The organism is Brevundimonas sp. Root1423 (assembly GCF_001426805.1).
On the sequence record NZ_LMFL01000023.1, the window covers coordinates 327,861 to 346,074 of the forward strand.

The 18,214-nt window shown below is 68.3% G+C and carries 16 protein-coding genes and 4 pseudogenes; 12 read left to right on the forward strand and 8 right to left on the reverse strand.

The window, feature by feature from the left end:
* Positions 1-104 precede the first annotated feature (104 nt).
* From ASD25_RS14990 to ASD25_RS30505, 5 genes and pseudogenes are all read left to right on the forward strand, one after another.
* A complete protein-coding gene (locus tag ASD25_RS14990; protein WP_056618303.1) occupies positions 105-392 on the forward strand; it encodes an LPXTG cell wall anchor domain-containing protein in 288 nt (95 codons plus the stop codon).
* 232 nt (positions 393-624) lie between these two features.
* Positions 625-1,481: recombinase RecA (gene recA, locus ASD25_RS14995; RefSeq protein WP_235562742.1), on the forward strand; the 857-nt coding region annotated here is incomplete at its 3' end.
* A gap of 1 nt (position 1,482) precedes the next feature.
* Positions 1,483-1,554: pseudogene (locus ASD25_RS33220) on the forward strand (hypothetical protein); the annotation flags it as partial.
* A gap of 9 nt (positions 1,555-1,563) precedes the next feature.
* Positions 1,564-1,775: pseudogene (locus ASD25_RS32030) on the forward strand (DNA recombination/repair protein RecA); the annotation flags it as partial.
* A gap of 175 nt (positions 1,776-1,950) precedes the next feature.
* A pseudogene (locus ASD25_RS30505) lies at positions 1,951-2,118 on the forward strand (DNA recombination/repair protein RecA); the annotation flags it as partial.
* A gap of 249 nt (positions 2,119-2,367) precedes the next feature.
* Here the strand turns inward: ASD25_RS30505 and ASD25_RS15000 are convergent.
* Positions 2,368-2,703, reverse strand: coding sequence for a hypothetical protein (locus tag ASD25_RS15000; RefSeq protein ID WP_056618304.1), 336 nt, complete (start codon positions 2,701-2,703; stop codon positions 2,368-2,370).
* 154 nt (positions 2,704-2,857) lie between these two features.
* On the opposite strand from ASD25_RS15000, the gene ASD25_RS15005 reads away from it, so the two are divergent.
* Both ASD25_RS15005 and alaS read left to right on the forward strand, forming a co-directional pair.
* Positions 2,858-3,328, forward strand: a complete 471-nt coding sequence (locus tag ASD25_RS15005) for a hypothetical protein (protein WP_056618307.1) — start codon at positions 2,858-2,860, stop codon at positions 3,326-3,328.
* A gap of 91 nt (positions 3,329-3,419) precedes the next feature.
* Positions 3,420-6,083: an alanine--tRNA ligase gene (alaS, locus tag ASD25_RS15010; protein ID WP_056618308.1), complete on the forward strand. Its 2,664-nt coding sequence runs from the start codon at positions 3,420-3,422 to the stop codon at positions 6,081-6,083.
* Here the strand turns inward: alaS and ASD25_RS15015 are convergent.
* From ASD25_RS15015 to ASD25_RS15025, 3 genes and pseudogenes are all read right to left on the reverse strand, one after another.
* Positions 6,080-6,640: a DUF2939 domain-containing protein gene (locus tag ASD25_RS15015; RefSeq protein WP_056618313.1), complete on the reverse strand. Its 561-nt coding sequence runs from the start codon at positions 6,638-6,640 to the stop codon at positions 6,080-6,082. The two genes, alaS and ASD25_RS15015, sit on opposite strands and share 4 nt — an antisense overlap.
* 76 nt (positions 6,641-6,716) lie before the next feature.
* On the reverse strand, positions 6,717-7,319 hold the full coding sequence (locus ASD25_RS15020; protein WP_056618317.1) for a DUF2939 domain-containing protein: 603 nt from the start codon (positions 7,317-7,319) through the stop codon (positions 6,717-6,719).
* A 153-nt stretch (positions 7,320-7,472) separates the two neighbouring features.
* Positions 7,473-8,607: pseudogene (locus ASD25_RS15025) on the reverse strand (NADP-dependent isocitrate dehydrogenase).
* Between the two features lie 190 nt (positions 8,608-8,797).
* Between ASD25_RS15025 and ASD25_RS30510 the strand changes: the two are divergent.
* Genes ASD25_RS30510 through ASD25_RS15040 form a run of 4 tightly spaced genes read left to right on the forward strand, consistent with a single transcriptional unit; the run spans position 8,798 to position 11,147 of the window.
* Entirely contained in the window at positions 8,798-8,983 is a 186-nt protein-coding gene (locus ASD25_RS30510) for a hypothetical protein (protein WP_156389330.1), read from the forward strand.
* The gene (locus tag ASD25_RS15030) at positions 8,928-9,137 is read left to right on the forward strand and encodes a DUF2945 domain-containing protein (protein ID WP_056618318.1); all 210 of its coding nucleotides are present in this window, start codon (positions 8,928-8,930) and stop codon (positions 9,135-9,137) included. The genes ASD25_RS30510 and ASD25_RS15030 overlap by 56 nt, the downstream gene beginning before the upstream one ends.
* 19 nt (positions 9,138-9,156) lie before the next feature.
* Positions 9,157-10,236: a DUF1176 domain-containing protein gene (locus ASD25_RS15035; RefSeq protein ID WP_056618320.1), complete on the forward strand. Its 1,080-nt coding sequence runs from the start codon at positions 9,157-9,159 to the stop codon at positions 10,234-10,236.
* The gene (locus ASD25_RS15040; RefSeq protein WP_056618323.1) at positions 10,233-11,147 is read left to right on the forward strand and encodes an NAD(P)/FAD-dependent oxidoreductase; all 915 of its coding nucleotides are present in this window, start codon (positions 10,233-10,235) and stop codon (positions 11,145-11,147) included. The genes ASD25_RS15035 and ASD25_RS15040 overlap by 4 nt, the downstream gene beginning before the upstream one ends.
* 161 nt (positions 11,148-11,308) lie before the next feature.
* Here ASD25_RS15040 and ASD25_RS15045 read toward each other — a convergent pair whose 3' ends face one another.
* Entirely contained in the window at positions 11,309-13,153 is a 1,845-nt protein-coding gene (locus ASD25_RS15045; RefSeq protein WP_056618324.1) for a DUF885 family protein, read from the reverse strand.
* Between the two features lie 204 nt (positions 13,154-13,357).
* A complete protein-coding gene (locus ASD25_RS32835; RefSeq protein WP_255356164.1) occupies positions 13,358-13,489 on the reverse strand; it encodes a hypothetical protein in 132 nt (43 codons plus the stop codon).
* A 99-nt stretch (positions 13,490-13,588) separates the two neighbouring features.
* Here ASD25_RS32835 and ASD25_RS15050 point away from each other — a divergent pair, with 99 nt between their 5' ends.
* Complete coding sequence (locus ASD25_RS15050; RefSeq protein WP_056618325.1) at positions 13,589-14,515, forward strand: LysR substrate-binding domain-containing protein; 927 nt, start codon at positions 13,589-13,591, stop codon at positions 14,513-14,515.
* On the opposite strand, the gene ASD25_RS15055 is transcribed toward ASD25_RS15050, so the two are convergent.
* Both ASD25_RS15055 and ASD25_RS15060 read right to left on the reverse strand, forming a co-directional pair.
* Complete coding sequence (locus tag ASD25_RS15055) at positions 14,512-16,305, reverse strand: DUF885 family protein (RefSeq protein ID WP_056618326.1); 1,794 nt, start codon at positions 16,303-16,305, stop codon at positions 14,512-14,514. The genes ASD25_RS15050 and ASD25_RS15055 overlap by 4 nt on opposite strands.
* A 35-nt stretch (positions 16,306-16,340) precedes the next feature.
* Entirely contained in the window at positions 16,341-18,173 is a 1,833-nt protein-coding gene (locus ASD25_RS15060) for a DUF885 family protein (protein ID WP_056618328.1), read from the reverse strand.
* Positions 18,174-18,214: the final 41 nt, after the last annotated feature.

Sequence of the window (18,214 nt, forward strand, 5' to 3'; positions counted from 1 at the left end):
GGCAAGCCGCAACGGCCTCGCCGAAATGTCCACTTCCGGTCGAAGGTCTCGTAACCGCTCCCGACCCCTTGCGGACACCGACTTGTCCTTGCAGGTTGAACGCCATGCACCTGCCCCCACACACTCCCCGGCAACTGCTAGATGGGCTCGCAAAGCAACCGAGCCTACGCCTCCGGATCGCACGCGGGTGGATCATCATCGGCGCGCTGATGGTGGTGTTCATCAGCGCTATGGCTATCGCTCATTATGCCTATGGCATGCCGATGCACGACAGGAACACGGGTGAATCCTCAACGCCGGCAAACACGCTGTTTATCTTCATGCTGCTTGGCGGCGGAGGTGGGTTCTTCCTGGTGATGGGCATCTTGCTGCATAGGTGGAAGCCCGCCTGACGAATGTCCGCTTTGCCCCCCTAGCCGACACTCCGAGAGTCCGCTTGTTACGTCGGCCATCCACTCGCCGCGGAACTTTATACGTCAAATTTGGTCGTACCCTTTCAACGTTCCGAAAAGAACATATTGGCAACCGGAACAAACCGTGTACTAACTGCGTCTCAACAGGGAGCGGGTCCAGGCGGGTCTCTCCCGGAACCAGATGGGAATCATGGCAAGGGAGAGTGGCAAGGTGGCAGCTCAGGCGAATTTGAAGTTGGTGACCCGGGACGACGGCGACAAACAGCGGGCTCTGGAGGCGGCGATCGCCCAGATCGACCGCGCCTTCGGCAAGGGCTCGGTCATGAAGCTCGGCAAGGGCGGCGTGACCCAGGCCATTCCGTCCGTGTCGACCGGCTCGCTCGGCCTCGACATGGCCCTGGGCATCGGCGGTCTTCCGCGCGGTCGCGTCATCGAGGTCTTCGGGCCTGAAAGCTCCGGCAAGACGACCCTGGCCCTGCACACCGTGGCCGAAATCCAGAAGGCCGGCGGCGTCGCCGCCTTCGTCGACGCCGAACACGCGCTGGATCCGGGCTACGCCCAGAAGCTGGGCGTCAACCTCGACGACCTGCTGGTGTCCCAGCCCGACACGGGCGAACAGGCGCTGGAAATCGTCGACACCCTGGTGCGCTCGGGCGCCGTGGACATCGTGGTGGTCGACTCCGTCGCCGCCCTGACCCCCCGCGCCGAGATCGAGGGCGAGATGGGCGACAGCCTGCCCGGCCTTCAGGCCCGCCTGATGTCGCAGGCCCTGCGCAAGCTGACCGCCTCGATCAACAAGTCGCAGTGCATCGTCCTGTTCATCAACCAGATCCGTCACAAGATCGGCGTCATGTACGGGTCGCCGGAAACGACGACGGGCGGCAATGCGCTGAAATTCTACGCCTCGGTCCGCCTCGACATCCGCCGCACCGGCGCGATCAAGGATCGCGAGGAAGTGGTCGGCAACACGACCCGGGTGAAGGTGGTCAAGAACAAGGTCGCCCCGCCGTTCCGCGAGGTCATCTTCGACATCATGTACGGCGAGGGCATCTCGAAACTGGGCGAGATNACCCGGGTGAAGGTGGTCAAGAACAAGGTCGCCCCGCCGTTCCGCGAGGTCATCTTCGACATCATGTACGGCGAGGGCATCTCGAAACTGGGCGAGATCATCGACCTGGGCGTCAAGGCCGGCATCGTCGAGAAGTCGGGCAGCTGGTTCTCCTACGACAGCCAGCGGATCGGTCAGGGCCGCGAGAATGTGCGCGCCTTCCTCAAGGCCAATCCCGACGTCGCCGACTCGATCGAAAAGGCCGTGCGCGCCTCGACCACCAAGATCGCCGAGGAGCTGCTGGGCACGCCCGANGGCCGTTGGTCGGCTCGTCAAGCACCAGCACCGGGGGCGCGCCCAGCATGGCGCCGCGCGAGGTCAACGCATAGGCCGCGCGCCACGAGAAATCCCACTCGCCGGCGCTTCAACGAGGCCTCGACCACGCCGTCCAGTTCCGATTTGGACGCGGCCAGACCGTGGATACGGGGAGACAGCCAGCGGATCGGTCAGGGCCGCGAGAATGTGCGCGCCTTCCTCAAGGCCAATCCCGACGTCGCCGACTCGATCGAAAAGGCCGTGCGCGCCTCGACCACCAAGATCGCCGAGGAGCTGCTGGGCACGCCCGAGCCCGACGAAGGTCAGGACCTCGAGGGCTAGGGTCTATCCGCCCGGGCGTCCGCTGTTCGCGACGGACGTTTCGCCTGCTCGCAGTCCGATGTGTCCGGTTGTCCGCGGCTTTCGCAGCGGACTCCGGTCACCCGAACACACTTCTCCGGCCGGGTCCGCCGACCCGCCATCCGACCCCCGCCGGGCCGGGCCGGACGGAGCGGCCGCTCGATCCCCACCCGGGTCGAGCGGCCTTTTTTCGTCGCCCGGCGACGCGCCGCCGGATGCGTCATCCATCAATCAGGTGCCGTAGGTGAAGTCCGGCAGCAGTTCCGGTCCCATCCCGCCGCAATGGTGGATGGTCACCTCATCGTAGTACGGTGTCGGAATGTAGGGGTGTGAGGCGTGGCCGGCGTACCATTCGTCGTAGCTGATCGTGCAGGTGTCGTACGCTGTGCCCAGCACCTCGGTCTTCCCGGCGTCGGCGTAATAGGTGTAGCTGTAGGCGATCCCCAGATACTGCTGCTGGTTCCAGACCCACGTGTATTCGACGTGGGCTGTTGCTGTCGCCACGCCAAGACCGACCGTCGCGGCGACGGCGGTCAGGACCCCAAGGCCCAGGTTCCTGAGTTTCATTGCATCCTCCAATGCGAAGCACGACATGGTGCAACCATAGCTAGGACTCGCCCTACCATCAGTTGCAAGTCACATAACCGTGCTACCTGCGCGACGGCCGGGGCTTGCCCTTCCGCGGGCGAAGCGTAACCGTTCGCCTGGAGAGGGCGCACACATGACGACCAGACTTCGGCCCCTGACGCTCGCCGCCATCCTGGCCGGCCTCGCGGGCGGGGCGGCGGACATCCTGATGGCTTTCGTCATCTACCGCCCCGCCACTCCGATGCTGATCTTGCAATCCGTCGCCAGCGGCCTGATGGGGCCCGCCTCGTTCGAAGGCGGCTGGAACACGGCGACCCTGGGCCTGATCGCCCACTTCGTTATCGCCATCATCTTCGCCGCCATCTTCATCGCCGCCGCCCTTCAGGCGCCCGTAGCCCTGCGCAGGCCCGTGCTGTCGGGCCTGCTCTTCGGCGTCACGGTCTATGGCGTGATGAACGCCATCGTCGTGCCCCTGTCGATGTCGCCCCCGCGCCCGGCTCCGTCCGCGCCCGACATCATCGCCCTCGGCCTGCTCGCCCACGCCCTCTTCGGCGTGGCCCTGTCGCTCACGGCCGCCCGGATGCTGCGCAAGACGGCGCCCTGATCCTCCATCCCGATCACGGGCGGGTGATGCATTGAGGCCCAAACCCCTATATGAGGCGCGTTCCCCGTTTCTCCCCGACGAACGCACCAGCATGTCCAGCCTCAAACAGATCCGCTCGACCTTCCTCGACTATTTCGCCGCCGATGGGCACGAGAAGGTCCACTCGGCCCCGCTGGTGCCGCAGAACGACCCGACCCTGCTGTTCGTCAACGCGGGCATGGTGCCGTTCAAGGACTATTTCACCGGCGCCTCGACCCCGCCGTACCCCCGCGCCACCAGCTCGCAGAAATGCGTTCGCGCGGGCGGCAAGCACAACGATCTGGACAACGTCGGATACACCGCCCGGCACCTGACCTTCTTCGAGATGTTGGGGAATTTCTCCTTCGGCGACTACTTCAAGGAACACGCGATCGATCGCGCCTGGCAGCTGGTCACCAAGGATTTCGGTCTCGATCCCAACCGCCTGCTGGTCACCGTCTACATCGATGACGATGAGGCCGCCGCGATCTGGAAAAAGGTCACCGGCTTCGGCGACGACAAGATCATCCGCATCGCCGGCTCGGACAATTTCTGGGCCATGGGCGACAACGGCCCGTGCGGTCCCTGCACCGAGATCTTCTGGGACTACGGCGACCACGTCCCCGGCGGCCCTCCCGGCAGCCCGGACGAGGATGGCGACCGGTTCGTGGAGATCTGGAACAACGTCTTCATGCAATTCGAGAAGGAGAACGACCAGATCGTTCGCAGCCTTCCCAAGCCCAGCGTCGACACCGGCATGGGCCTCGAGCGGATCGCCTCGGTGCTGCAGGGCAAGAATTCGGTCTTCGACACCGACCTGTTCCAGACCCTGATCGCGGCCTCAGCCGACGCCACCGGCACCAATCCCAACGGTGACATGGCGGCCAGCCACCGGGTCATCGCCGACCACCTGCGCTCGTCGTCCTTCCTGATCGCAGACGGCGTCACACCCTCGAACGAGGGCCGCGGCTACGTCCTGCGCCGCATCATGCGCCGCGCCATGCGACACGCCCACCTGCTGGGCGCCGCCGATCCGCTGATGCACCGGCTGGTGCCGACGCTCGTCTCCGAAATGGGCGAGGCCTTCCCCGAGCTGAAGCGCGCCCAGGCCTTCGTCGAGGACACGCTGAAGCAGGAAGAGATCCGTTTCCGCACCACGCTGGGCCGCGGCATGGGCCTGCTTGAGGACGCGTCGCGCGACCTCGGCGAGGGCGGCGTCCTGTCGGGCCAGACGGCCTTCACCCTGTACGACACCTATGGCTTCCCCCTCGACCTGACGCAGGACGAGGCGCGCCGCCGCGGCTTCACCGTCGACACCGACGCGTTCGACGCCGCCATGAACGAGCAGAAGGCCCGCAGCCGCGAGCATTGGACCGGTTCGGGCCAGACGGCCTCGACCGGCGAATGGCTGGCCCTGCGCGACCGTCTGGGACCCACCGTCTTCACCGGCTATGACGCCGTCGAGGGTTCGGGCGAGGTTCTCGCCATCGTGCGCGGCGGCGCCTCGGTCGACGAACTGGCTTCGGGCGAAACCGCCGAGGTCCTGTTCGACCAGACCCCCTTCTACGGCGAAGGCGGCGGCCAGGCCGGCGACCGCGGCGAGATCGAATGGACCGATGCCACGGGCCAGCAGGGCTCGGCCACGGTGCTGGATGTCCAGAAGCACGCCGGCGACCTGTTCGCCCACCGTATCGAAGTGACCTCGGGCACGCTGGCCATCGGCGCCCGCGCCCAGCTGCGCTCCAGCGCCGCCGCCCGCCTGACCACCCGCGCCAACCACTCCGCCGCCCACCTGCTGCACAAGGCCCTCGCCAATGTGCTGGGCGGTCATGTGGCCCAGAAGGGCCAGATGGTCGACGCCGAGCGCCTGCGTTTCGACTTCAGCCACAACGCCCCCGTCACCGAGGACGAGCTGGCCCGGATGGAGGATGAGGTGAACGCCGTCATCCGCCAGAACCTGCCCGCCGAGACGAAGATGATGGGTCCGCAGGAAGCCATCGCCGCCGGCGCCGTCGCCCTCTTCGGCGAGAAATACGGCGACGAGGTCCGCGTCCTGACCCTCGGCCGCGATCTGATCGAGGCCGACAAGCCCTATTCGGTCGAGCTGTGCGGCGGCACCCATGTGGCCCGCACGGGCGACATTGCCCTGTTCAAGATCACCTCCGAGACGGGCATCGCCGCCGGCGTGCGCCGCATCGAGGCCCTGACCGGCGAGGCCGCGCGCCAGTATCTGCTGGCCCAGGCAGGCGTCGCGAAATCCTTGGCCCAGAGCTTCAAGGTCCAGCCCGCCGACGTACCCGCCCGCGTCGAGTCCCTGACCGCCGATCGCCGCGCGCTGGAGAAACAGGTCGCCGACCTGAAGAAGCAACTCGCCCTCGGCGGTGGCGGCGCATCCGCCAACGCCGCCCCGGAAGAGATCAACGGCGTCAAACTGATCGCCCGCGTCCTCGACGGCGTCGACGGCAAGGGCCTGCGCGGCGTGGCCGAGGACTTCCGCAAACAGGTCGGCTCGGGCGTCGTCGCCCTGATCGGCCTGACCGACGGCAAGGCGGCGGTCACCGTCGCCGCGACCTCGGATCTGGCAGGCAAGGTCAATGCCGCCGATCTGGCGCGGGCGGCCGTCATCGCCATGGGCGGACAGGGTGCGGGCGGCAAGGCCGACTTCGCCCAGGGCGGCGCCCCGGACGGATCGAAGGCCGAAGACGGTCTGGCGGCGGTGCGGGCGGCGCTGGCCTAGGGCGCCGGCGGCGCGCTCTGCAGATCAACCGCGGCCAGCTTCCACTCGAACAGGCCGCGGCGCTGCATGATCAGCGCCAGATGGTCGTCGGGCCGGTCGCGGTCGGTCAGGGTGACGGCGAATTCGTTCAGGCTGCGATAGCCCCACGACTGGTGGATGTCGTTCCCGTCGTGCTCGTCCACCGGGTTCGGATCGCCCGGCTTGGTCGGATCGGGCGCCTCGGCGGTCGTGACCATGTTGGCCACCACCTCGGGCGTCACCAGCGTATCGACCGCGCCCGACAGCAGCATGGGCGCCAGCATCATGCCCAGCCCGCCGAGGCCGCTTTCGACCACGCGCGGATCGCGCCGCATGCGGGCGATCAGCTCATCATTCAGCTCTTCCTTCAGGCTGGTGCGCAACGACGGGAAGTCGACCAGCTGCTCGATCTTGCGCGTGTCACCCGCCTTGGCCGCATTGATCAGGGCCCGGGCGGCCAGAATGGGCGACGCCGCCCACGCAAGCGCGAATCCTGCCACGGCCGCCACGGCGACGCCGACGATAAGCTTTCTGGCCATGCTTCCCTCTGGCGTCGCAACGCCGCCTTCCCGTCGTCACGGTAGCCGGGAATCGGCCGGCGGCGCCAGCCCGCGATCAGCCGCCCTTGCCGCCGCTGTGGCGGAGCATGAGAGGTTCATTCGTCGGCGCGGGCGCGACGCCCTCGGGCAGGCCGATGTGAACCAGCTTCCACTCGAAAGGCCCCTTGCGCTCGAAGGTGAAGATGGTCGCCGACCCGCCCTCGTCGGTGACGCTCATCCGCGCGCGGTTCATGCCCCAGTAGACCGGTCGCGGCATCGGCCCGCCGGTGGTCGTTTCATCCGGCGAAGGCAGCGGGCCGCCCGTGCGCTGCGAGGCGTACCGCCCCTCGCCGCGCGTCAGGGCCGCGAGGGCTGCGGGTGTCAGATAGACCTCCACGTCCGGCGCCTGGGGCGCGGCCGCCGCCTCGATCTGGCGGCGAACGGCGCCGATAGGATCTTCAAGGAAGGATGGAGCCGGAGCAACGGCGGCGGGGTTGCCGTCCAGCTGCGGCCGCAGCGACTGGCGTACGGCGGCGTAGTCGATCAGCCGCGCCAGCCCGGAGGCGTCATTGGTCTCCGCCGCCGAGCGCAGGGCGAAGAAGGCCACGCCGGGCGCCGCGAAGAAACACACCACCGCCGTGGCGATGAGAATGACGATGAGCCTGCCGACAAACTTCATGGTGGGTCCCCGACGTCCAGCTTCAACAATGCACGAACGCCGTTCGGGCTCAAACGAAAGGCTCGCCGGACGCGAGTCCGGCGAGCCCTCGGTTGGTCTGACACAGTCCGCGCTCACGCAGCGAGCGACCGCGTCGCGATCGACAGCGCCCTTCTAGGAAGCCTTCATCGCCTCGGTCAGGTTCTCGGCCACCTTGTCGAGGAAGCCCTCGGTGGTCAGCCAGCCCTGCTGATCGCCGACCAGCAGCGCCAGATCCTTGGTCATGTAGCCGGCCTCGACCGTCTCGACGACGACGCGCTCCAGCGTGTCGGCGAAGCGCTCCAGCTCGGCATTGCCGTCCAGCTTGGCGCGGTGCGAGAAGCCGCGCGTCCAGGCGTAGATCGAGGCGATCGAGTTGGTCGACGTCGCCTCGCCCTTCTGGTGCTGGCGGTAGTGGCGGGTGACGGTGCCGTGGGCGGCTTCCGACTCCCGAAGCCCTGCGCCACCACGTCGGACTGCACGTCGCCGTCGTAGTTCTTGCACGCCCAGACGAAGCCGCCCGACCACTTGATGGCCGCGGCCACCATGTCGTCGATCAGGCGGTGCTCATAGGTCAGGCCCTTGGCCTTGAAGTCGGCGGCGAATTCCTCGTCGAACACCTTCTGGAAGATGTCCTTGAAGCGGCCGTCGTAGGCCTTCAGGATCGTGTTCTTGGTCGACAGATAGACCGGGAAGTTGCGGCCCAGACCGAAGGCGAAGCTGGCGCGGGCGAACTCGGTGATCGAGTCATCGAGGTTGTACATGCCCATGGCGATGCCGGCCGAGGGGAAGTCGAACACCTCGTGCTCGATCTCCTGCCCGTCGTTGCCCACGAACTTGATCGTCAGCTTGCCCGGACCGGGGATAAGGAAGTCGGTGGCCTTGTACTGGTCGCCGAAGGCGTGACGGCCGACGACGATCGGCTGGGTCCAGCCCGGCACCAGACGTGGCACGTTCGAGCAGATGATCGGCTCGCGGAAGACCACGCCGCCCAGGATGTTGCGGATCGTGCCGTTCGGCGACTTCCACATCTTCTTCAGGCCGAACTCCTTCACCCGCGCCTCGTCGGGGGTGATGGTGGCGCATTTCACGCCCACGCCGTGCTTCTGGATGGCCCTGGCCGCATCGATCGTCACCTGATCGTCGGTGGCGTCGCGGTTCTCCATGCCGAGGTCGAGACCAGCTTGTCCTTGATCATCTGCCAGATGATCCGGGTCATCTCGTCGCCGTCGATGTCCACGATGGGGTTGGCGACCTTGATCTTGGCCATGCGGTGTTCGCCTCTGACTGGGAATGGGGAGTGAGGCGCGCGGTATAGCGGGGCGCGCGGGCGGGCGCAAAGGGCGAGGCCCCGCCGGGTTAACCCTGCGGTCGAAAACTCTTCCACGGCCAAGCTGAACCAGATCGAGAAATGACGGTTTCCCGTCCTGGAAGGGCGCCTTCCTGCCGGGAGACGTCTGATGGATGCCGAGACACGAAATCTGGTCCAGCGCTGGATCATCGCCTTCTGCGAAATGCCGATCCTGATCGACAAGGAACTGATGCGGCGCGTGCTCGCTGATGTCGAGCAGAAGCCAGGGACCGCACGCGATGCCGAAGAGTCTGAAAGCCGGGGACAAGGTCAGCTGGGATCACAGCCAGGGTGAGACCACAGGCAAGGTCATCCGCAAGGTCACCAGCCCGATGAAGATCAAGGGACACAAGGTGGCGGCGTCACCCGACAATCCGGAGTACATTGTCGAAAGCGGCAAGACCGGCGCGCGCGCCGCGCACAGGCCGTCGGAACTGCGCAAGGCCTGAACGGCCCCGGGGGAACGACATGAAGATCATCCACACAGGGGCCGCCTGCCTTCTGCTGGCGAGCTGCGGTCCGGACGGCGCTGACGCCGTCCCCGCCCAGCCTGCGCCGGCGGCCGCCGCCGAAGCAACGGGCAACGAAGGCGGCGCGTCGTCTGCGCGCCGGACGTTCCGCGACTGGAAGGCCGTCTGCGACAACGGCAAGCGCTGCATGACGTACAGCGGCACGGGCACGGGGGGCTGGCTGGCGGTTCGCCTTGACGCGGGACCGGACGCACGGCCGGAAATCCTCATGGACCTGTCCGCGATCAGCGGGGTCCCGATCCGGCTGGTGATCGACGGCCGGGCCCAGACCCTGACCGCCCCGACCGAAGGCGAGGCCGGCTTCCGCGTTCCCGCCGCCGACGTTCCTTCCACCCTCGCCCGGCTCGCGGCGGCCACCGAAATCAAGCTGGTCGCGCCTGAGCTCGAGGGCGAAATCCCCGCCTCCGGCGCATCCGCCGCCCTGCTGTGGATCGACGAACAGCAGGGACGGCTGGGCACGACCACCGCCCTGATCCGCAAGGGCGACCGCCTCGCCTCCACCGTGCCTGCGGCCCCCGCCCTCCCCGTCGTTGTCGCCGCACCGGCCGTCAGCCAGACCGGCTTCGGCGATGGGGGCCAGACCCTGCCGGCCGCGCTCGAGGCCCTGCCTGCGGTCAAGGCCTGCCGGGCCGAGACCAGCTTCAACGCGGACATCTCGAAGGCCGTCATGTCGGCGCGGCTCGACGCCTCGACCGAGCTGTGGGCGGTGCCCTGCTTCTCGGGGGCCTACAACATGGGCCATGACTGGTACGTCACCGGACCGGGCGGACGCGACCCCCGTGGCGCGGCCCTGACCGTCGGGGACAGCGAGACTCCCAACGGCACGGTCAACGGCGGCTACGATCCCGACACCCGCACGATCGAGGCCTTCTCCAAGGGACGCGGCCTCGGCGACTGCGGCATTGCCTCCACCTGGACCTGGACCGGTCGCGCCTTCGTCCTGACCCGGGAGGCGGAGATGGAGGATTGCGAAGGCATTCCCGCGGACGTCTGGCCGACCACCCGGCGCACGCGATGAGCGACGCCGGCCCCGAAGTCCTGATCATCGGCGCCGGGCCGGCCGGCCTGACCGCAGCCACCTATCTGGCGCGGTTCCGGCGGCGCGTCCTGGTCGCCGACGGCGGGGCGCCGCGCGCCTGCTGGATCCCGCTCAGCCACAACATGCCGGGCTTCCCCAGCGGCATCACCGGCGACGCCATCCTGAAACGGATGACAGAACAGGCGACGGAATACGGCGCGGTCATCGAGGGCGGCCAGGTCGAAAGCCTGACCCGCGACAGCGACGGCTTCGTCGCCCGGCTGAACGGCCGCGACCTGCGCGTCCGCGCCGTACTGCTGGCCACCGGCGTGATCGACCACCACCCTGACCTGCCCGGCGTCGAACGCGCCATCGAACGCGCGCTGGTCCGCATCTGCCCGATCTGCGACGGCTATGAGGCCATCGACAAGGCGGTGGCGGTCATAGGCGACGACGACAAGGGGGTGCGCGAGGCCGCCTTCCTGCGCACCTATTCCGACCGCGTCACCCTGATCCACATCGGCCCCGCCGACGCCCTGACCGAGCATGGGGAAATGGCGCGGATGGGGATCGAGCTGATCCGCGCCCCGATCGACAACGTCCAGCTGGAAGGCGACCGCGTCACCGCCCTCAGCTGGGGCGGGACCTTCCGCAGCTTCGATCTCGTCTATTCGGCCCTCGGCACCTCGCCCAATGCGGACCTCGCCGGCGGGCTGGACGCGCGGGTGGGCGAGGACGGCCGCCTGTTCGTCGACGCCCATCAGCAGACCAGCGTGAAGGGCCTTTACGCCGCGGGCGACGTGGTTCGCGGTCTCAACCAGATCGCCGTCGCCGGCGCCGAGGCCGCCGTCGCCGCCACCGCCATCCACAACTGCCTGCGCGAAGCCGACGGCTGGACCGTGCGGGAATAGCAGCGGCGCGTACGGCCTGCGTCCAATTCTGACGTAGCCGTATGATTGACTGACCGAACCCGAAGGGTCTGGTCTTTGACAATCGAATTCAACGAAGCGCGCCGCCGCCAGATGAGACTCATGAGACTCATGAGACTGTTTTTTCGCTCACGCCCACCGGGTCAGGCCAGCCGCGCCGCCGTCCACTGGTCGACCACCCGGCCCAGCACCTCCAGCGGCATGGCCCCGCCGTCCAGCACCGCCGAGTGGAAGCTCTTGATGTCGAACCGGTCGCCGGTCTTCTGGCGGGCGACGGTCCTCAGGCGGTCGATCTCGGTATGGCCGATCTTGTAGCCGCAGGCCTGACCTGGCCAGACGCAGTACCGCTCGATCTCGCTCTCGGCCGCGCCGGGGGCCAGGCCGACCGTGTCGATCATATAGGCGATGGCGCGCTCGCGGCTCCAGCCGAGGGCGTGGATGCCGGTGTCGATCACGATCCGCGCCGCGCGGTACAGGAACGACTGGTGGTAGCCCAGCTTCCCCTCGGTGAAGTCGTCGTACATGCCCAGTTCGTCCGCCAGCTGTTCGGCGTACAGACCCCAGCCCTCGCCATAGGCGTTGAAGCCCATCGACTTGTGCAGCATCGGCGTATCTGTCGCCTCCAGCGCCAAGGCGCCCTGAAGGTGATGGCCCGGCAGGCTCTCGTGATAGGTGAGGGTCGGCAGCGCCCAGCGCGGCCAGATCCCGGTATCGACCAGATTAATGTAGTAGGCGCCCGGCCGCGACCCATCCAGCGACGGGCTCTGGGCGTAGCCGCGCGGCGCCCCCAGTTCGATGGCCGGCGGCACCCGTCGCACCTCCACCCGCGCACGCGGCAGGCGCTCGAACACGTCGGGCAGGCGCGCCTCGATGGCGGCCACCTGCCGGTTCAGGTCCGCCAGCATCGCGGCCCGGCCATCGTCCGTGTTCGGATAGAGGTACTCGGGCTGCCGGCCAAAGGCCGTCAGCCGCGCCCCGACCGAGCCCTCGGTGTAACCACGCTGGCGCAGCAGCGGATCGGCCAGAGCCTCGATCTGCGCCACCTGATCCAGCCCGACCTGATGCGCCTCTCGCGGGCTCATGCCCGTCGATGTCTGGAACCGGAGACAGAGGTTGTAATAGGCCTCGCCGTTCGGGCGCTGGCCGATCCCGGCGTCATGCGACGCGTTCGGAAGGTGGCGCTCCATCTGCGCGATCTGGGCGTCCAGCGCCGCCGCGACCGGCCCGTCCACCAGAGCCGCCGCCCGTCGGCCCCAGTCGCCGGCGATCCCCGCCTCGGTTGTCTTGCGCACGAGCGACCGCACCAGACCGGCCTCCTCCCCCGTCTCGCGGCGCAGGGCGCGAAGCTGGGTCAGCGCCTTGTTGATCACGAAGTCGGGCGGGACGATCCCGTGCTCCGCCGCGTCCGAGGCGGACCGCGCCGTCTCGTGATTGAGGCCCTCGGCGAAACTCTCCAGCCGCGAAAGATAGGCCTCGGCGTCGGCCGCCGATGCGACCGTATGCTGGCTGTCGAGGAAGTCCGGCACGGCCTGATACAGGCCGGTCAGCTGGGTGATCACATAGGGGCAGGGATAGCCGTAGCTGTCCACGCCGCCGAACGGGAAGGCCGCGATCTCCGCCGACCGGTCCGCCATCCAGACCACGGTGTCGAAGTCCGACCGGTCCCGGCCGCTCAGGCCCGAAGCGTCGATGGCTGCCAGCGCCGGGCGGGCCTCCACCATCGGCTTGAAGAGGTTCAGCCGGTCTTCGTAGCTGCGGCTGTCGAGACGGGATTTCAGCGCCGCGCGAGGCCCGACATCCAGCCCGAGGCCCGTTGCCCCGATCGGCGAAGCCTTCAGCGTGCCCTCGAAGATGACGTCATACAGGGCGCGGGCCTGGGCCTTCGCCTCGCCCTGCCACATGGGAACACCGGCGCGGGCTACGGCGGGAAGGGCCAGAAGCCCCATGCCGCCAGCGGCGGACGTCAACAGGCGGCGGCGGCTGAGCATGTGTGTTCCCCAATGAGGGGCGCACCCTCGCGCGGCGGCGTCTGCCTGACAAGGCTGGGAAAGGTTCAGCGCCGGACACGGCTCGGCCCGAACCCCGGGAGCAGGAGACTCCGGGATCCGGGCCCCGACCCTTCAGAAGGGCCGACGGTCATGCATGGGGAGAAGGGAATTTCGCCTGCGGCAGACCGGATGGGGATAAGGGCCTCAGCGGCTCCAGGGCGTGATGATGCGGTCCGGCGTGCGCAGGCGTTGGCGGGTTCGGCTGCGGCGCCAGTCCTGCAGGACCGTGAGCCAGCCCCATGCAGGCTCCTTATGGGTGTGATGCACTTCTTCCATCGTGGCCTCCTCTGGCCTTGCTTTGCTGATATGACCAAGATGGACTTGACAGCGGCGCCGTACAAACCAGATTGTGGTCGCCTCACATAAGGTTCGCTTATGGCCGATCCCCTCGCCGGCATTCCCCTCGCCTCGATCCGCGTGTTCGAGGCGGCCGCCCGCCTGAAGAGCTTCACCCGCGCCGCCGAGGAGCTGGGCATGACCCAGGCCGCTGTCAGCTGGCAGATCAAGGCGCTGGAGGGCCGGCTGGGCCAGAGCCTGTTCCGCCGCCTGCCGCGCGAGGTCCAGCCGACCGAGGGCGGTGAGCGCCTCTCACGCGCCGCGACCGAGGCCATGACCCTGCTGCGCCGCGCCGTCAGCGATCTGACCGAGGCCGACGAGCACATCCTCTCCATCACCACCCTCGCCTCCCTCGCCGCCCAGTGGCTGGCCCCGCGGCTGGGCGCCTTCCAGGTCGCCAACCCCGGACTGGCCGTGCGGCTCGACACCAATCCCGTCCTGCTGGACCTGTCGCGCGACGGCTTCGACGTGGGCATCCGCTCTGGACACGGCGACTGGCCGGGGATGGAAAGCCAGCTGCTGATGCCCAGCGTCTTCACGCCCGTCTGCAGCCCGGCCATGGCCGAGCGGCTCGGGCTGAAGGAGCCGGCTGACCTGCTTCACGCGCCGCGCATCGGCATGGAGAAGGAGTGGGCGGCATGGTTCGCCGCGGCCGGCGTCAGCGGCGGGGCCCAGCCCATGACCCGCCTGACGGCCGACTATCAGGTGCTCGAGGTCGCGGCGGCGCTGGGCGATCAGGGCGTCGCCCTGGCCTCGCCCATCCTGTTCGCGCGCGAGCTGCGTAACGGCCTGCTGGTCCGACCGTTCGCCCAGTCGGTGTCATTCCACACCGGCTACTATCTGGTCTGGCCCGAAGGCCGCCGGCGATCGCCCAAGATCGCCCGCTTCCGGGACTGGCTGGTCGCGCAGACCGACGCCGATCCGATGATCGTCGAGGCCCGGCAATCGGTCGCTGAGGGCCCCTAGGCCCGCATCAGCCCTTCCAGCACCGCCAGGGGCACAGAGCCGTTCAGCAGCACCCGGTCGTGGAAGGTCTTCAGGTCGAAGCCCGGACGCGCCTCCGCCTCGGCCCGCAGCCGCGCGATGACCGTCTGCCCCAGCTTGTAGGAACAGGCCTGACCGATGGAGACGCAGTAGCGGTCGATCTCCTTCTCGGCCGACTCCGGCGGCTCGCCGCACTCCTCGATCATGTAGCGGATGGCCTGATCACGGCTCCAGCGCTTGTGATGCAGGCCGGTATCCACGACCAGTCTGACCGCGCGGAACAGGTAGGATTGCAGGTATCCGACCCGCCCCAGCGGGTTCTCCGCATAAACATTCAGATCGTCGGCCGCCACGCGCTCGGCGTAAAGCGCCCAGCCCTCGTTATAGGCGGAGTTGCCGGCGACCCGGCGATAGATGGGCAGGCTGCCCGCCTCGCGCGCCACGGTGACCTGGAAATGGTGGCCCGGACTGGCCTCGTGATAGGTCAGGGTCGGCAGCCCCCACTTGGGCCAGTTCGCCGTGTTCGACAGGTTGATGTAGTAGGCGCCCGGCCGCGAGCCATCCAGCGACGCCGCCTGGTAGTAGCCGCCCGGCGCGCCGAGCTCGATCGCCGGCGGCACACGGCGGATTTCCACCGCCGCGCCCGGCAGGGTGTTGAACACCCGGGGCAGCAGCGGCCTCAGCTCGTCCATCTGGCGGTTTAACGAACCGATCAGCTCGACCTTGGCCTCGTCGGTGTTGGGCCAGAGGTATTGCGGGTCCTCGCTCAACGCCTTGATCCGCTGGCCTACGGTCCCGTCGGCCATGCCCATGCCCTTCAGGATCGTGTCGATCTCGGCCTGGATCTCCGCCACCTGCCGGACGCCGATGTCATGGACGTCCTGCGGGCTGTAGTCGGTAGTCGTGTAGGCGCGCAGGGCCAGGGCGTAGGTCTTGTCGCCCTGCGGCAGTTTCCAGGCGCCGGCGTCTTCCGTGGCGCTCGGGCGCTGGGCCTCGAACACGGCGATCTGGCGCCCAAGCGCCGGCTTGATCTCGGCCTCGACGATGGCGGCGGCGCGGGCGCCCCAGTCGCCGGCGATCGACTTCTCGCCGGTCTTGCGAACGAGGGCCTGCACCATCGCCATGTCGGCCGGCGCCGTGTCGCGCAAGGTGCGCAGCTGGGTCAGCGTCTTGTCCATCAGGAACGACGGCAGCATGACCCCCAGCGCCGCATCGGCCGTGATCCGCTCGTTCTCCTGATCCAGCACGACCGCGAAGGCCGACAGGCGCGACAGGAAGGCTTCGGCGTCGGCCGGGGTTTCGACCCTGTGCTGGTTGGCCATGAAGTCCGGCACGGAGAAATAGGCGCCGGACCGCTGGGTCACGATGTAGGGACCGATGCCGCTCCCGTACGGAATGTCCGCCGCACGAGCCGCGCCCTCGGCCGTGAAGCGGTAGACCGCCAGCGACACCTTCGCCTGATCCGACAGGCCTTCATCCGACACGGTCTGGATCTCGGCCCAACGGGCGCGGGCGCGCTCGCGGTCCGCCTGCGCGTCGGCCAGTCCGACCTGCCGCAGCTTTCCGGTCAGGCTCGCCCGTGCGTCCCGGTCGAGGCCCAGATTGGTGGCGTACTCCGGCGACAGGTCGACGTTCTCGTTGAACCAGCGCGTCAGCATCGCATCCAGCCGGGCATCCGCTTCGGACAGGGCCGGAGCCTGCGCAGCCGCGGGCGCGACCGCCAGCAGGCCGAGACCGGCGGTGGAGAGCAGCAGGCGGCGGCGGTCGATCATGGAAAAACCTCTGACTGGAAGAATGGCCGACGGGATCAGCGGCGCTGGCTCGCGACCCAGTCGCCGACCACGCCCTTCAGCGTCTCCAGCGGCATGTCGCCCGACGCCAGGGCCGTGTCGTGGAAGCCCTTGATGTCGAACCGGTCGCCCAGAGCCGCCTTGGCCTCCTCGCGCAGCCGCACCCATTCGGTGTGGCCGATCTTGTAGCTGGAGGCCTGACCGGGCCAGACGCAGTAGCGCTCGACCTCGGTGGTGACGCTGGATTCCTGATCACCCAGGGTGTCGACCATGTAGCGAATGGCCTGTTCGCGGGTCCAACGCTTGTGGTGCAGGCCGGAGTCGACGACCAGACGCACCGCCCGGAACATCAGCGACTGCAGATAGCCCAGCTGCCCCCAGGGATCGTCCGCATAGACGCCCATCTCGTCGGCCAGCTGTTCCGAATACAGGGCCCAGCCTTCCGAGAAGGCCGAGAAGCCGAGGATCTTGCGGATGAAGGGGATGCCCTGCGCCTCGATCTGCAGCGACTGCTGCAGGTGGTGGCCCGGAATCGCCTCGTGATAGGTCAGGGTCGGCAGCGACCATTTGGGCCACTCGGCCGTGTCACGCAGATTGATGTAATAGGCGCCCGGCCGCGAGCCATCGAGCGTCGGTCCCTGATAGTAGCCGCCGGGCGCGCCCGCCTCGATCGCCGCGGGCACGGCGCGGATTTCCACCCCGGCCTTCGGCAGCTTGCCGAAGAACTCCGGCAGACGGGCCTGCATGGCGCGGGTCTGGGCGTTCAGGCTCTCCAGCAGGGCTGCTTTGCCCTCCGGCGTGTTGGGCCAGACGAACTGGGCCTCCTTGCCCAGCGCGCCGATACGGGCCCCGACCGTGCCCTCGGTTCGTCCCTGCGCCTTCAGGATGGCGTCGGCGCGGGCGCTGATGTCGGCCACCTGGGTCAGGCCCAGCTCGTGCACCTCGTCGCCGGTCAGGGCGGTGGTGGTGTAGTTGCGGATGCCGAAGCCGTAGTAGCCGTCGGCGTTGGGCAGACGCCACACGCCGGCGTCATGCGTCGCACCGGCCTGAGCCGCCTGAAGCACCGCCGCCTGTCGGCGCAGCGCCGGATGGACCTTGTCGGCGACAAGGGCGGTGGCGCGCGCGGCCCAGTCTCCGGCGATCGACTTCTCGCCCGTCCGACGAACCAGCGAGGTGACCATGCCCGAGCTGGCGGGGGCCTCGGCGAGGAAGGCGTTCATCTGCACCAGGGTGCGTTCCAGCACGAAGTCCGGCGGCACGGCGCCCAGGGCGTAGTCGGCCTGGGTAAGGGCGGTTTCCTGATCGAGCAGGGTGGCGAAGGCGTCGAGACGCGACAGATAGGCCTCGGCGTCGGCTGCGGTCTCGATCGTGTGCATGGTGTCGAGGAAGTCCGGCACGTCGCGGTACGAGCCGGTCAACTGGGTCACGCGATACGGCGTCGGCTGACCCCGCTGGCCGAAGGCGTAACGGTCCAGCCCCATGACCGCGGTGTCGAGGGTGTAGAGGACGGCGTCCAGATTAACCCGGTCCATGCCGGTCAGGGCGTTGCGGTCGACGGCTTTCAGCTCGGCCTGGCCGCGCCGGTACATGGCTTCGCTGCGCGCCAGGTCCTCGGGCGATTGCATGTCCAGCCTGCCCTTGGCCGCAGCATTGTCGCCCTTGTCGAGGCCGAGGTAGGTCGCCAGGAAGGGCGAGTTGGCCAGTACCTCTGCGAACATCCGCTCCAGCGCTGCAGCCAACTTCGCCGCCTCTCCGGTCGCGGGAGCTCCGGTCTGGCTGCGGGCCTGTGCAGCGCCGGCGAGCGCCGAGGCGAGAGCGGCGGTGACGAGGAAGCGGCGGCGATCCAGCATGGCGAGGCTCCGGGGGTTGAGGCGGGCGTAATGGACGGCGC